The organism is Actinocatenispora comari, from assembly GCF_017312725.1.
GTDB lineage: Bacteria > Actinomycetota > Actinomycetes > Mycobacteriales > Micromonosporaceae > Actinocatenispora > Actinocatenispora comari.
Genome location: NZ_BOPO01000106.1, coordinates 1 through 12,785 on the forward strand (window position 1 = coordinate 1; position 12,785 = coordinate 12,785).

Genomic DNA, 12,785 nt, shown 5'->3' on the forward strand with positions numbered 1-12,785 from the left:
CCGGCCGGAGCACCCGGATACCGACCGGCGCCGGGGTGCTGGCTGCCCGGGTGCTGGCTGCCCGGGTGCTGGCTGCCCGGGTGCTGGCCGGCACCGTACTGCGGCCCCGGTGCGCCGGGGGGCGGGCCCGCGGGGGCGCCGGCGCGGGAGCGCTCCCAGGACAGGAAGCGTTCCCCCTCGTCGAGCAGCGCGCCGGCCAGCCACAGCACCGCGACGCCGTCGTCGGCCAGCCCGAACATCAGCAGGAACGCCTCCGGTACCAGGTCGATCGGCGAGACGACGTAGACCAGCGCGACCAGCATCGCGGCCAGCCGGCCCCAGGTGAGCCCGTCGTACTCGCCGCGCATCCGGGCCCGGAACAGCCGGGGCAGCGCACCGATCCGCCGCGGCAGGCTGGCCCCGCCGCGCGCCAGCAGCGCCCGGCCCAGGGCCCGGAACCCGTTGTACCTGCGCTGTGCACCACTACCGGCCATCGACGCCTCCCGCGGTCGCGTTGTCCCCTATGGTGCCCGCACGTCGCCAACGGTGAAAGTCTCGCCATCCCGGCGGGTCCCGACAGCACGGGGCGTTCGCCACCCGCTCGCGCCGGTCGAACCACGACGACCAGCTCTGGGGCAGGCTGGTGGGATGGATCTCGACGAGGCACGGGCCGTGGTGCGCGACCAGCACCACGCGGTACTGGCAACGATGAAGCAGGACGGCACCCCGCAGCTGAGCCCGGTGACCGTCGGTGTCGACGGCGACGGGCTGATCGTCGTCAGCACGAGGCAGACCGCGTACAAGACGCGCAACCTGCGGCGCGATCCCCGCGCGTACCTGTGCGTGCTGCCGGACGGGTTCTTCGGGCGGTGGATCCAGATCACCGGTACCGCGCAGATCGTGGAGCTGCCGGACGCGATGGAACCGCTGGTCGACTACTACCGCCGCACCGCCGGCGAGCACCCCGACTGGGACGAGTACCGGGCCGCCATGGTGCAGCAACGGCGCGTCCTGGTGCGGATCACGCCGCTGTCGGCCGGGCCGGACCGGCAGGGCTGACCGTACCGGCGCGAACCGCCCGGCCGGGCGGATGAGAGGCAACAGACAGGTCGAACGAGCGCCGCCCGGTTAGCTTTGAGGTAGTGATCAACAAGAGGGGGTAGCCACATGAGCCGTGCGTCTCGGGCCCATCGCATTGCCCTCGCCGCCGCGTACGGGGGCGGCGGCCTCGGTTTGCTCGGCGCGGCGGCCACCGGCCTGCTGTTCGGCGAGGCGCAACTGGCGAAGTGGACGATCAAGGTGCCGGACGGGCCGGTGCCCGACTGCGACGGCGACTACGGCGCCGAGTTCGCCGCCGACGGGGTCGCCCCGCTGACCGTCGCCGTGCTCGGTGACTCGACCGCCGCCGGGATGGGCGCCGAGCTGCCCCGGCAGACGCCCGGTGCGCTGCTCGCCAACGGCCTCGCCGACATCCTGCGCCGGCCGGTCCGGCTGCACTGCCTCGCGGTCGTCGGCGCCCTCACCGCCGACCTGTACCCGCAGCTCAACCAGGCGCTGGAGCTGCAGCCCGACGTCGCGGTGGTGCTGGTCGGCGCGAACGACGTGACGCACGTGGTCCGGCCGCCGGTGTCGGTGCGGCACCTGTCCCGGGTGGTCGGCCAGCTCGCCGCGGCCGGCAGCCGGGTGGTCGTCGGTACCTGCCCGGACCTGGGCACGATCCGGCCGATCCGGCAGCCACTGCGCTGGGTGTGCCGGCGGTGGAGCCGGGAGCTCGCCGCCGCGCAGACGATCGCCACGGTCGAGGCCGGCGGGCGTACCGTGTCGCTCGGCGACCTGCTCGGGCCGGAGTTCCTGGCCGCCCCGGAGGAGCTGTTCAGCGCCGACCACTTCCACCCCTCTCCGGCGGGGTACGCGAAGGCGACCGCGGCGCTGCTGCCCACGGTGGCGTCCGTGCTCGGCGGGCTGGGCGAGCCGGCGGAGGAGAAGCTGACCGCCGCCATGCTGCGGTCGCTGCCGCACGCCGCCGCGGCCGCGGCCGACCGGGCCGGTACCGAGGTCAGTGCGGCCGGGCCGACGCTGGCCGGTGGCCGGTGGGCGCAGCTACGCCGTCGGGTGCGTTTGCTCGCCGCCCGCCCCACCGATCCGCATCCACCCGGGACAATGGTGACGGAGCCAGCGACGGAGGGCTGAGCCGTCGCGGGACCGGCGAGAGACGGGAGCGCGCGATGAGGGCTGGCCAGATCGTCCGTTTCGCCGGCCGCGGTGTGCTCGTGTCCACCGCGGGGTTCGTGCTGATGTCGGTCGGGCTGCTCGCCGTGGAGGCCGGGCTCGCCCTCGGCCGGCGGTACGGGCAGCCGGCGATCGGTCCGGGCATGCGCGCCACGTTCGGGCCGCTGCACGCGCCGGTGCTGAAACTGGCCATGCTGGGCGATTCCACCGCCGCCGGCGTCGGCGTGCACCGGGTGGAAGAGACGGTCGGTGGCCAGCTCGCGGCCCGCCTCGCCGACACCGGTGTACGGGTCGCGTTGACCAGCGCCGCGGTCTCCGGGTCGCGCACGGCCGACCTGGATCCGCAGGTGTCGCGCACCCTGCTGGTCGACCCGCCGGACCTCGCGGTGATCCTGGTCGGCGGCGCCGACGTGGTGCACCTGACGGCGCCGAGCCGGGCCGCCGCCGAACTCGCCGCGGCCGTCACCCGGCTGCGCGCCGCCGGCATCGCCGTGGTCGTCGGTACCTGCCCGGATCTGGGCGCCTGCCGGGGCATCGGGCAGCCGCTGCGGGAGCTGGTCGGGCTGGTCGCGCAGCGGCTGGCGCAGGCCCAGGTGTCCGCGACGCGCGCGGCCGACGGCGTGCCGGTCGATCTGGCCGCCGCGGTGGGGCCGCTGTTCCGCGCCGACCGGGGCATGGTGAGTTCCGACGGGTTCCACCCGTCCGCCGACGGCTACCGGATCTGGGCGCACGCGCTGTACCCGGCGGTCGCCGCCCTGCACGGCTCGACCTACTAGCGGGCCGCCCGGCGCGGTCGGCTGCCGGTGCACCTCGATCGGCGTGCGGAGAGGCTGTTCGCGCGGCGCTACCCAGCGGTAACATGCGGCCATGGCTGAAGCAGTGATTGTGGCGACGGCGCGGTCGCCGATCGGTCGGGCGGTCAAGGGCTCGCTGCGCGAGATGCGCCCCGACGACCTGGCGGCGTCCATCATCCGCGCCGCGCTCGACAAGGTGCCCGAGCTCGACCCGACCACCATCGACGACCTGTACCTGGGCTGCGGCCTGCCCGGCGGCGAGCAGGGCTTCAACATGGCGCGGGTGGTCGCCACCCTGCTCGGGTACGACACGCTGCCCGGCGCGACGATCACCCGGTACTGCGCGTCCTCGCTGCAGACCACCCGGATGGCGTTCCACGCGATCAAGGCCGGCGAGGGCGACGTGTTCCTGTCGGCCGGCGTCGAGTGCGTCTCCCGGTACGCCCGGGGCAACTCCGACGCGCTGCCCGAGGAGGCGCAGGCGCTCGTCGGCGGCGGCTGGCAGAACCCAAGGTTCGCCGCCGCCCGGGAACGCTCGGTGACGCGCGCCGGCGGCGGCCAGCCGGACTGGACCGATCCGCGCGACGACGGCGAGCTGCCCGACATCTACCTGGCGATGGGCCAGACCGCGGAGAACCTCGCCCAGGTGTACGACGTGAGCCGCGCCGCGATGGACGAGTTCGGCGTGCGCAGCCAGAACCTCGCCGAGAGGGCGATCGCGAGCGGATTCTGGGCCCGCGAGATCACCCCGGTGACGCTGCCCGACGGTACCGTCGTGTCCGGTGACGACGGCCCGCGCGCCGGTACCACGCTGGAGGGCGTCGCCGGCCTCAAGCCGGTGTTCCGGCCGGACGGCCGGGTCACCGCCGGCAACTGCTGCCCGCTCAACGACGGCGCCGCCGCGGTCGTGGTCATGAGCGACACGAAGGCCGCCGAGCTGGGGCTGCGGCCGCTGGCCCGGATCGTGTCCACCGGCGTGTCCGCGCTGTCGCCGGAGATCATGGGGCTGGGGCCGGTCGAGGCGTCCCGGCAGGCGCTCGCCCGCGCCGGCATGACCATCGACGACATCGACCTGGTCGAGATCAACGAGGCGTTCGCCGCCCAGGTCATCCCGTCGTACCAGCAGCTCGGCATCCCGCTGGAGAAGCTGAACGTGTCCGGTGGCGCCATCGCCGTGGGGCATCCCTTCGGGATGACCGGGGCCCGCATCACCGGGACGCTGCTGAACAACCTGGACTGGCACGACAAGAGGTTCGGGTTGGAGACGATGTGTGTCGGTGGCGGGCAGGGCATGGCCATGATCATCGAACGGCTCTGATCCGGCCTTGCGGACAAGGGTTGCGCTGCGTGCTGGCGCGTTCGGGGTGTGGGGGTAAAGGCCACCTCTGTTCGCCGCGTTGAAACCTTGTGGGGGAACGTGGGGAGGGGGCTTCGCCCCTCCCCACACCCCTCCCCGTCAAGGGGGCAGTCGCCCCCTTGACCATCCCCCGCCGGGGACGCGGAGACGAGATCCGGACGCCGCCTGGCCCGCCTCTGGAGCGGAACTCTTCTCTCGCACGCACCCAACGGCGGGCAACCAGGGGTCGTGAAGGGCGAAGCGGATCGGGACCAGACGACACACGCAGTGCCAGGGGTAACCCAAGCCCCGCCGAACCGCGACAACACACGCAGCGCAACGGGTAACCGCGACCCCGGTCAGGGGAACAGGGTGTGGTGGGTGGTGCGGAGGGCGGCTTCGGCTCGGGTCGAGAGGACCGGGGACGGCGCGGCGGCCACGAGGTCGGTGGCCACGACCCACAGCTGGTCGGGCAGGGCCAGGTCGTTGGCCAGGCGCGGAACCGGTTGGGGTGGGCGGGATTCGGCCTCGGCGGACAGATCGGCGAGCTGCTGCACCAGGGAGTGCAGCACGTCGGCGCGGGTCGGCACCGCCCCCGGCTCCGCCGAGGCGGCGGGGGCGGGCGCGGCCACCGGGGTGATGCGGGCGGCCCAGGCCGCCGGCGACCAGTGTGCGGTGCCGGCGACCAGCCGACGGGTCAGCTGCGCGAGTTCGGTCACCGGCGCAGGTAGCCGAGTATCCGCAGGATCTGCCAGTACAGGAAGATGAGGCCGGCGAGCAGGGCGAACGCGCAGTACCAGGCGTACTTCTGCGGCGCGCCGGCCCGGACGCCCTCCTCGACGGCGGCGAAGTCGAGCACGAACGTCAGCGCGCCGACCACGATGCAGACCAGGCTGAACACGATGGGCAGCCAGCTGACCTTGCCGGTCACGGTGTACTGGATCAGGCCGGGGTTGTGCCCGAAGGCGCTCAGCACCAGGTTGAACACGCTGAGCACGACGACGCCGATCAGCGCGCCGATGACGAACTTGGTGAACTTCGGCGTCGCCCGCAGCACCCGGAACTTGTACAGCACGGTCATGCCGGCGAAGATCGCGAACGTGCCGACCACCGCCTGCAGCACGATGCCCGGATAGAAGCTCTCGAAGACCCGGCTGACCGTGCCCAGCAGCAGCCCCTGGGACACCGCGTACACCGCGATGACGGCCGGGTTGGTGATCGGCCGGAACCAGGAGAACAGTGCGATGCCGAGGGTGGCGATGCACGCGACCGCGAGCAGCACGCCGGCGATCGGGCCGGCGGAGGGCAGCAGCACCCAGCTCAGCGCGCCGACCACGCCGGTCAGCCCGATCAGGCCGAGGGTGCGGATCACGACGTCGTCGATGGTCATCGGCCGCACCTGCGGAGCCACCATGCCGGGCGTCGTCGGGTACGGCGTCTGGGTGCCGTACTGCCCGTAGCCGGGCTGGCCGTACTGCGGCTGGCCGTAGCCGGGCTGGCCGTAGCCCTGGCCGTACTGCGGGGCGTAGCCCTGCTGGCCGTACTGCGGGGCGCCACCGGCCGGCACCCTGTCCCGCACCGCGTTGCGCAGCATGCGGTTGAGCATCGGGTTGGAACTCCTCAACGCCGCCTCCTCGTCGCGTCCGCCCAGGTCGGCGGCGGTGCGTGCCGACCGGCACCGATCCAGCGTACCGGCCGGCAGCACCCGAACGCCCACCCGCGACGACGAGCGCCACGTACCGGAGCGTTCCGACTCCGGTCAGTGCCGGACGGTCCCGGCGAGCTGGTCGGCGCTGTCGGCGGAGCTGGCGTGCACGTAGTCGACGACCATCCGGGCCGGGAACGGGGTGTTGCCGTCCGGGCTGCCCGGCCAGTCGCCGCCGACCGCGAGGTTGAGGATCAGGAAGAACGGGTGGTCGAACACCCACGGGTTGCCGTTGGTGTCGGCCGGAGTTCGGGTCTCGTACGCGTTGCCGTCGACCGACCAGACGACCTGGTTCGGCGACCAGTCGAGGGCGAAGGTGTGGAAGTCGTCGGCGAACGCCTGCCCGTTCGGCAGCGAGTAGGCGGCGCCGGGACCGGCGGCACCGGAGTACCCGGGTCCGTGCATGGTGCCGTGCACCGTGCCCGGCTCGAAGCCGACGTTCTCCATGATGTCCAGCTCGCCGCAGCCGGGCCAGCCGGCCGAGCCGATGTTGTCGCCGAGCGCCCAGAACGCCGGCCACATGCCCTGCCCGGCGGGAATCTTGATCCGCGCCTCGAAGTGCCCGTACGCCTGGCTGAACGACTGTGACGTGTTGAGCCGGGCCGAGGTGTACTGGCAGCTGCCGTACCAGCAGCTGTAGTTGGCCGGGTTCTCCTTGCGCGCGGTGATGACGAGGTTGCCGTTGCCGTCGAGCGCGGCGTTGGACGTCGAGTCGGTGTAGTACTCCAGCTCGTGGTTGTTGCCGCCGTTGTCGCCGATCTCGTGGACCCACTTGTTGCCGTCCGGCGCGCTGCCGGCGGCGCCGTCGAAGTCGTCGGTGAACGTGCTGGCGTGCGGCCGTACCGGGGCGGCGCCGGCGGCGGGACCGCCCGCGGCGGCGAGCACCGTACCCAGCAGGGCGGCGGCGAGGACCGCGCGACGTCGGGGGATGCGCATCGGATACTCCTTCCGGCGGCGTAGGGAGCCGCAAATCGGAAACATTGTGAAGTATTCGACTGTTGAGCTTCGAACCTTTGGTCCGACTTGTCAATGATTCAAGTCTTGTACGCGCAGAGCCGCGTCACCGGTCCAGCTGCTCGGTCGGTACCGCCGGGGTCGCGTCGTGGTTGAAGCCGCTCGCCGTGGTCGGCTCGTGCGGCACCTGCCGTTCCGGGTGGTCCAGCTTCGTCACCGCCCGGCGCAGATCGGCGAGCAGCAGGTCGGCCATGTCGATGGACAGCCCGTGCCGCACCACGATCCGCTGCACCGCGGTCTCCTGCTGGTCCGCCGGCAGCGTGTACGCGGGCACCAGCCAGCCCCGGGTGCGCAGCTCCTCGGCCAGTTCGAACAGGTCGAACCGGTGCTCGCCGGCGGCCAGCTGCCAGGTCACCGCGGGGATGCCGCGGCGCGGATCCGCGTCGTACACCAGGTCGAAGTGGCCGAGCTCGCCGACGCCGGCGGCGATGTGCTGGGCCACCTCGTACGCGGCCGCCTGCACCTTGGTGTAGCCGGCCCGGCCCAGCCGGACGAAGTTGTAGTACGAGGTGATGACCTGGCCGCCCGGGCGGGAGAAGTTGAGGCCGACGGTCGGTATCTCGCCGCCCAGGTAGTTGACGTTGAACACCAGCTCCTTCGGCAGGTCGTCGACCTCGCGCCAGAGCGCCCAGCCGCTGCCCACCGGCGCCAGCCCGGTCTTGTGCCCGGACGCGTTGATCGACTTCACCCGCGGCAGCCGGAAGTCCCACCGCAGGTCCGGCGCGCAGAACGCGGCCACGAACGCGCCGCTCGCCGCGTCGACGTGGATCGGGACGTCCAACCCGGTACGTTCCTGCAGGTCGTCCAGCGCCGCCGAGATGCCGGCGACGTCCTCGAACAGCCCGGTGAACGTCTGCCCGAACGTCGGTACCACCGCGATCGTGTTCTCGTCGCACCGCGCCACCGCCGCCTCCGGGGTGAGCAGGTGCCCGGCCGGCATCGGTACCTGGCGGATCTCGATGTCGAAGTAGCGGGCGAACTTCTCCCAGCAGACCTGCACCGAGCCGCAGACGAAGTTCGGCCGCGAGTGGTCCTTGCCCGCCGCCTGGCGGCGGTTGCGCCAGCGCCACTTCGCCGCGAGACCGCACAGCATCGCGGCCTCCGACGACCCGACCGTGGAGGTACCGGTGGCATGTGCCGGGTCCGGCGCGTGGAACAGGTCCGCCAGCATGTGCACGCAGCGCCGCTCCAGCTCGGCGGTCTGCGGGTACTCGTCCTTGTCGACGATGTTCTTGTCCATCGACTCGGCCATCAGCCGGCGGGCCTCGTCCTCCAGCCAGGTGGTGCAGAACGTCGCCAGGTTCATCCGGGACGCGCCGTCGAGCAGCAGCTCGTCCCGGATCAGCTGGTACACCTGGCGGGCACCGCGTTCGGCCGACGGGAACCTGTCCTTCGGCGCCGGCCGGACCATCACCGAACTGGCGAACAGGTCCTCGCCCACGGCCCCGTCACCGGTCTCGTGCGCTGCGCACATACCCGCCTCCCCGCGAGGTGATCCGGCGGCCACGCCGGTGCCCGCAGCCTAACGACGCCACGGGTACGGCACGGCCGGCTCCGCGCGATCCCCTCGGCACGGGCGTCCCGGCGTCCCGGCGGGTGCGGCGTACCGGGCGGGAACACGTTCGCCGGGCGGCCTTGCCCGGGCGATACCAGCGGTTCTATGTTCATGAGGAAATTTCGCGATGTACATCGCGAATACCCCCACATCGGACCGGACCCCCAAGGAGCCCCCCATGCCCCTCAACCGCGTCCGAGGTCGGCGCGCGCTCGCCGCGCTCGCCAGCCTCGGCGCCGCCGCGGCAACCGTGTTGGCCGGCCCGGCCATCGCGCACGCGGACGGCAACGACGCCCCGGCGTACCACGAGTACGTGGCGCTCGGCGACTCGTACACCTCGTCGTCCGGCTTCACCAACCTGCCGGACACCAGCTACGTCCCGCTGGGCTGCGCGCAGTCGGTGACCGACTACCCGCACCAGGTGGCGAAGCTGCTCGACGTCGACAAGTTCACCGACGCCTCCTGCGGCGGTGCCACCACCGACGACTTCACCGGTGCGCAGAGCGTGCTCGGCGGCAGCAACGCACCCCAGTTCGACCGGCTGACCGCGACCACCGACCTGGTCACGATCGGCATCGGCGGCAACGACATCGGACTGGTCGGCCTCGCCACCACCTGCATCGAGGACAGCCTGACCGGCAAGTCCTGCAAGGCGCGCTACACCTCCGGCGGCACCGACCAGATCTCGGCGAAGATCGCCGCCGCCGAGCCGAAGCTCACGGCCGCGATCAACGGGGTACGCGCGCGCTCCCCGCAGGCCCGCATCGTGCTGGTGAACTACCTGGACGCGGTGCCGGACAACGGCAAGGCGTGTTTCCCCCGGGTACCGATCCTCAGCAACACCGACATGGCGTGGTTCACCGCCAAGTTCAAGGAGATGAACGCGATGCTGGCGACCTCGGCGGCGGGCGCCGGCGCCGACCTCGCCGACACGTACACCCCGACGATCGGCCACGACGCCTGCAAGGCGCCGACCACCCGTTACGTCGAGCCGCTGACCGTCCTGTCCCTCAACCCGGTCGGCAGCCTGTCGGTTCCGTTGCACCCTAACGTGTCCGGCGCGAACGCCCAGTCGCAGATCGTCTTCGACCGGATCCGCCAGGGCTGACCCGCCGCCCGCCGCCGCGCTCCCGTCGCGGCGGCGGGCGACGTTCCCGCCGCCGTCCGGTCGCGGCGCTCGGCGGGACTGCGCCGCCGTCAGGGCTGCGGGTGCGCGAGCCGGTGCGCGGCGAGCAGCATGGTCGCCCGCTCGTCCGGTGCCGCCGCGGCGACCGCCACCAGGCCGCGCAGCGCGACGTCGAGCACCGCCTCGAACGTGCCGGCCGGGTCCTTTCCCCGCCGGCGTTCCTGCTGCACGGTACCGACCACCGTCGTCAGCATCAGGTGCCAGCCGAGGTGCGCGATGGCCCGGTCGACGCCGGCCGCGACCAACCGGTCGACGAACCGGCGCAGCACGACCGGGCCGAGGGCGGTACCGCCGGCGCGGGACAGCAGCAGCGCCGCCCGTTCCGGGTGGTCGAGCAACTGCGCGCGCAGCCCGATGGCGACCGTACGGACCCATTCCGGCCACGGCTCGCCGGTGTCCGGCAGTACGAACTCGGCCAGGTACCGCTCGGCCACCGCGTCGAGCAGCTCCTCCCGCCCGCCGACGTGGTTGTACAGCGCGTTGGGGCGCACGCCGAGCGCCGCCGCGAGCGCACGGAGGCTGAACCGGTCGTACCCGTCGGCATCGATCAGGTCCTCGGCGCGGGCCAGCACGGCATCCCGGCTCAGCCGCTGACCGGCCGGCGGAGCACCGCGTCGCCTTGCTATATGACCGTCGTCCATATAGCCTCCCTTCCGAGGAGCAAATGTACGCCGTCCATAAAAGACCCGGAGGAACCATGCCGCTCTCGGTGACCAGCCGGTGCGCACCGGTTCGCCCCACGACCCCGCTACCGCGCGGCGGCATGGCCGTCTGGGCGATCGGCACCGTGGCGTTCTTCGCCGCGGTGGGCGGGCTGCCGCGGAGCTGGACCGGCGTCGCCGGCGGCCTGGGCTCGCTGCTGGTGACCGCCGTGATCCTCGGAGCGGTGACGGTCGTCGCGGGGCGGCACCCGGACCGGTGGCTCACCGCGCCGTACGTGCTGACCGTGCTCGCGGCGATCGCCCTGGACGTGACGCTGTTCCGGCACGGCAGCGTGCCCGCCGTGCTGGTCGGGCTGCTGCCCGCCGCCGGCGGACTGTGGAGCTGGTCCCGGTCCCGGGCCGGGCGAGGAGGAGGAGCACGATGACGGCACGCGACGCCCTCGCCGGGGCACTGCTGGTCAACGCGATGCCGCACGCGGTCATGGGCATCGCCGGCAAGCGGTGCCTGACCCCGCTGCGGGGCGCCGACTCCGGCCCGGCCGCGAACCTCGCCTGGTCCGCGCTCAACCTCGCCGGCGGGGTCACGCTGCTCGCGACCGGCTGGCGCGGCATCGACCAGCAGACCGCCGGCAGCCGCCTGGCCTGGGTGACCGTCGGCGCCTTCGCGATGACCGCGTTCGGCGTCGGGTACGAGCTGAGCCGCCGGCTGCGGCGGGAGACCGCCTGACGAACGGCATCGCCGGTGTCGGGTCAGGTCGGCGGTGCCAGCGCGGCCAGCGCGGCGGCCGGATCGTCCGCGTACAGCCGGACCGACCGCACCGGCTCGACCCGGCCCAGCGGGCGGGTGGCCGGGACCGGTTCGGCCAGCGTCAGCTCGACGTTGGTCTGCGCGGCGACCGCGACCGACAGCTGCCCGTCGACGATCCGGACCATCCCGTGCTCGTCGTACCGCCGGATCCGCTTCGCCTGCGCCACCAGCGAACGCGGGATGCGCAGGTCGAACAGCCCCGCGTACCGGATCCGCACCTCGTCGGCGGTCACCACGTGCGGCCGGGTCACGCAGCCGGCCAGGATGCCCAGCACGGCGAGCACCCCGTACCCGTCCAGGACCAGCAGCGCCGCCCGTACCGGGCCCGGCGCGCCCAGCGCCCGCAGCAGCAGCTCGATCCCGACCAGCTCCACCGCAGTGAGCACCGCGAACGTCACGAGCAGGCCGAACTGCGCCGCCACGTACGGCACCGCGACCACACCGGGTGGCACGCCGTGCCGGCGCCGGCGTACCCACAGCAGCAGGCTCAGCGTGCCGGCCGCGTCGAACGCGATCAGCCGCCGCGCCAGCCGCGGGACCACCCGCTCGTAGCGCGCGCGAAGCCAGCCCAGGGCCCGTACGGCGCGCGCCCGGTGGGCCGCGACGGTCCGCGCCCGGAGGGACCCGAGCATCCGGGCACCGCGCGCTCGGCCCCGCTGCGCGCCCGCGACCGGCCGGGTCCGGGACAGGTCGTCGGGGCGGGCGCCGGTCGGCTGCTGCCGGGTGCTCATCGCCGGCCCCGCACGATCGTCGCGACGGTCCGGATCACCGCTGCCTGCGCGACGCTCAGCTCGGCCGACAGCGCGTCGAACCAGCGGGCGTGCGCCGGGTCGTCCAGGCTGTCCGCGAGCGCGCCGGTCAGCTCGGCCGGCAGGATCTCGGCGAGTTCCGCGGCGAGCGCGGCGACCCGGGCGTCGGCCGGATCGGCGTCGGCCAGCTCGTCCAGCCGCCGGTACAGCTCGGGCAGCCGGTCGCCGGCCGCCCCGGTCAGCGCCGGCCGCAGCAGGTCGGCGAACTCGGCCGCCTGGTCGGGCGCGGCGTTCGCGGCGGCCAGCTGCAGCAGGTCGCGGTCCAGCGCGGCGAACCGGGAACCGGCGACCGGCAGCCCGCGCAGCACCTCGGCGAACTCCGGTACCGCGGTGGCGTCCGGGTCGATCCGGTCGGCCGCGAGCAGTTCGGCCAGCCGCTTCCGCCGCGCGGCCAGTACCTGCTGCTGGCGGGCCAGATCGGCGTCCAGCTCGGCCAGTACCTCGCGGATCTCCCGGCCGGCGTCGTCGGCCAGGACGTCGGCGATCTCGTCCAGGGACAGGCCCAGCTCGGTCAGCCGGCGGATCCGGGCCAGCCGCACCGCATCCGCGAGCCGGTACTCGCGGTAGCCGTTGGACAGCCGTACCGGCTCGGGCAGCAGCCCGGTGTGGTGGTAGTGGCGCACCGTCCGGGTCGACACCCCGACCAGCGCGGCGAGCTCTCCGATCCGCATGCCACCAGTAGAAACGTTGCCGCTACGGCAAGGTCAA

At 73.2% G+C, this 12,785-nt stretch carries 15 protein-coding genes; 7 read left to right on the plus strand and 8 right to left on the minus strand.

The window, feature by feature from the left end:
- A partial coding sequence (locus NUM_RS25055) for a YkvA family protein (RefSeq protein WP_207127380.1) occupies positions 1-473 on the minus strand: 473 nt, incomplete at its 3' end.
- 154 nt (positions 474-627) lie between these two features.
- Between NUM_RS25055 and NUM_RS25060 the strand changes: the two genes are divergently transcribed.
- The 4 genes from NUM_RS25060 (at position 628) to NUM_RS25075 (ending at position 4,320) form a co-directional block, all read left to right on the plus strand.
- Positions 628-1,038 (plus strand): PPOX class F420-dependent oxidoreductase, encoded by a 411-nt coding sequence (locus tag NUM_RS25060; protein ID WP_207127381.1) that lies wholly within the window; start codon positions 628-630, stop codon positions 1,036-1,038.
- 108 nt (positions 1,039-1,146) lie between these two features.
- On the plus strand, positions 1,147-2,169 hold the full coding sequence (locus NUM_RS25065) for an SGNH/GDSL hydrolase family protein (protein ID WP_207127382.1): 1,023 nt from the start codon (positions 1,147-1,149) through the stop codon (positions 2,167-2,169).
- A 35-nt stretch (positions 2,170-2,204) separates the two neighbouring features.
- The gene (locus tag NUM_RS25070; protein ID WP_207127383.1) at positions 2,205-2,984 is read left to right on the plus strand and encodes an SGNH/GDSL hydrolase family protein; all 780 of its coding nucleotides are present in this window, start codon (positions 2,205-2,207) and stop codon (positions 2,982-2,984) included.
- 91 nt (positions 2,985-3,075) lie between these two features.
- Positions 3,076-4,320: an acetyl-CoA C-acetyltransferase gene (locus tag NUM_RS25075; RefSeq protein ID WP_207127384.1), complete on the plus strand. Its 1,245-nt coding sequence runs from the start codon at positions 3,076-3,078 to the stop codon at positions 4,318-4,320.
- A gap of 377 nt (positions 4,321-4,697) precedes the next feature.
- On the opposite strand, the gene NUM_RS25080 is transcribed toward NUM_RS25075, so the two are convergent.
- The 4 genes from NUM_RS25080 to NUM_RS25095 all read right to left on the minus strand — a co-directional run bounded on the left by NUM_RS25080 (position 4,698) and on the right by NUM_RS25095 (position 8,531).
- Positions 4,698-5,057, minus strand: coding sequence for a hypothetical protein (locus NUM_RS25080; protein WP_207127385.1), 360 nt, complete (start codon positions 5,055-5,057; stop codon positions 4,698-4,700).
- Positions 5,054-5,962 (minus strand): Bax inhibitor-1/YccA family protein, encoded by a 909-nt coding sequence (locus tag NUM_RS25085; RefSeq protein ID WP_207127386.1) that lies wholly within the window; start codon positions 5,960-5,962, stop codon positions 5,054-5,056. The genes NUM_RS25080 and NUM_RS25085 overlap by 4 nt, the downstream gene beginning before the upstream one ends.
- Positions 5,963-6,097: 135 nt before the next feature.
- Positions 6,098-6,979 (minus strand): glycoside hydrolase family 16 protein, encoded by an 882-nt coding sequence (locus NUM_RS25090; protein ID WP_207127387.1) that lies wholly within the window; start codon positions 6,977-6,979, stop codon positions 6,098-6,100.
- 124 nt (positions 6,980-7,103) lie between these two features.
- A complete protein-coding gene (locus tag NUM_RS25095; protein WP_207127388.1) occupies positions 7,104-8,531 on the minus strand; it encodes a glutamate decarboxylase in 1,428 nt (475 codons plus the stop codon).
- Positions 8,532-8,790: 259 nt separating this feature from the next.
- On the opposite strand from NUM_RS25095, the gene NUM_RS25100 reads away from it, so the two are divergent.
- On the plus strand, positions 8,791-9,720 hold the full coding sequence (locus NUM_RS25100; RefSeq protein ID WP_207127389.1) for an SGNH/GDSL hydrolase family protein: 930 nt from the start codon (positions 8,791-8,793) through the stop codon (positions 9,718-9,720).
- Between the two features lie 89 nt (positions 9,721-9,809).
- Here the strand turns inward: NUM_RS25100 and NUM_RS25105 are convergent, their stop codons facing one another.
- A complete protein-coding gene (locus NUM_RS25105; RefSeq protein WP_207127390.1) occupies positions 9,810-10,439 on the minus strand; it encodes a TetR family transcriptional regulator in 630 nt (209 codons plus the stop codon).
- A 122-nt stretch (positions 10,440-10,561) separates the two neighbouring features.
- Here NUM_RS25105 and NUM_RS25110 point away from each other — a divergent pair, with 122 nt between their 5' ends.
- Both NUM_RS25110 and NUM_RS25115 read left to right on the plus strand, forming a co-directional pair.
- Complete coding sequence (locus tag NUM_RS25110; RefSeq protein ID WP_207127391.1) at positions 10,562-10,885, plus strand: hypothetical protein; 324 nt, start codon at positions 10,562-10,564, stop codon at positions 10,883-10,885.
- Entirely contained in the window at positions 10,882-11,187 is a 306-nt protein-coding gene (locus NUM_RS25115; protein WP_207127392.1) for a hypothetical protein, read from the plus strand. The genes NUM_RS25110 and NUM_RS25115 overlap by 4 nt, the downstream gene beginning before the upstream one ends.
- Positions 11,188-11,210: 23 nt before the next feature.
- Here NUM_RS25115 and NUM_RS25120 read toward each other — a convergent pair whose 3' ends face one another.
- Both NUM_RS25120 and NUM_RS25125 read right to left on the minus strand, forming a co-directional pair.
- A complete protein-coding gene (locus NUM_RS25120) occupies positions 11,211-11,999 on the minus strand; it encodes a hypothetical protein (RefSeq protein ID WP_207127393.1) in 789 nt (262 codons plus the stop codon).
- Positions 11,996-12,748, minus strand: a complete 753-nt coding sequence (locus NUM_RS25125; RefSeq protein WP_207127394.1) for a MerR family transcriptional regulator — start codon at positions 12,746-12,748, stop codon at positions 11,996-11,998. Before NUM_RS25125 ends, NUM_RS25120 begins: the two co-directional genes overlap by 4 nt.
- Between the last annotated feature and the right edge of the window lie 37 nt (positions 12,749-12,785).

Excerpts from the sequence above, each read along its gene's own strand:
- NUM_RS25060 (WP_207127381.1), top strand. The coding sequence starts at position 628 with ATGGATCTCGACGAGGCACGGGCCGTGGTGCGCGACCAGCACCACGCG.
- NUM_RS25065 (WP_207127382.1), top strand. The coding sequence starts at position 1,147 with ATGAGCCGTGCGTCTCGGGCCCATCGCATTGCCCTCGCCGCCGCGTAC.
- NUM_RS25070 (WP_207127383.1), top strand. The coding sequence starts at position 2,205 with ATGAGGGCTGGCCAGATCGTCCGTTTCGCCGGCCGCGGTGTGCTCGTG.
- NUM_RS25075 (WP_207127384.1), top strand. The coding sequence starts at position 3,076 with ATGGCTGAAGCAGTGATTGTGGCGACGGCGCGGTCGCCGATCGGTCGG.
- NUM_RS25090 (WP_207127387.1), bottom strand. The coding sequence starts at position 6,979 with ATGCGCATCCCCCGACGTCGCGCGGTCCTCGCCGCCGCCCTGCTGGGT.
- NUM_RS25095 (WP_207127388.1), bottom strand. The coding sequence starts at position 8,531 with ATGTGCGCAGCGCACGAGACCGGTGACGGGGCCGTGGGCGAGGACCTG.
- NUM_RS25100 (WP_207127389.1), top strand. The coding sequence starts at position 8,791 with ATGCCCCTCAACCGCGTCCGAGGTCGGCGCGCGCTCGCCGCGCTCGCC.
- NUM_RS25105 (WP_207127390.1), bottom strand. The coding sequence starts at position 10,439 with ATGGACGACGGTCATATAGCAAGGCGACGCGGTGCTCCGCCGGCCGGT.
- NUM_RS25110 (WP_207127391.1), top strand. The coding sequence starts at position 10,562 with ATGGCCGTCTGGGCGATCGGCACCGTGGCGTTCTTCGCCGCGGTGGGC.
- NUM_RS25115 (WP_207127392.1), top strand. The coding sequence starts at position 10,882 with ATGACGGCACGCGACGCCCTCGCCGGGGCACTGCTGGTCAACGCGATG.
- NUM_RS25120 (WP_207127393.1), bottom strand. The coding sequence starts at position 11,999 with ATGAGCACCCGGCAGCAGCCGACCGGCGCCCGCCCCGACGACCTGTCC.
- NUM_RS25125 (WP_207127394.1), bottom strand. The coding sequence starts at position 12,748 with ATGCGGATCGGAGAGCTCGCCGCGCTGGTCGGGGTGTCGACCCGGACG.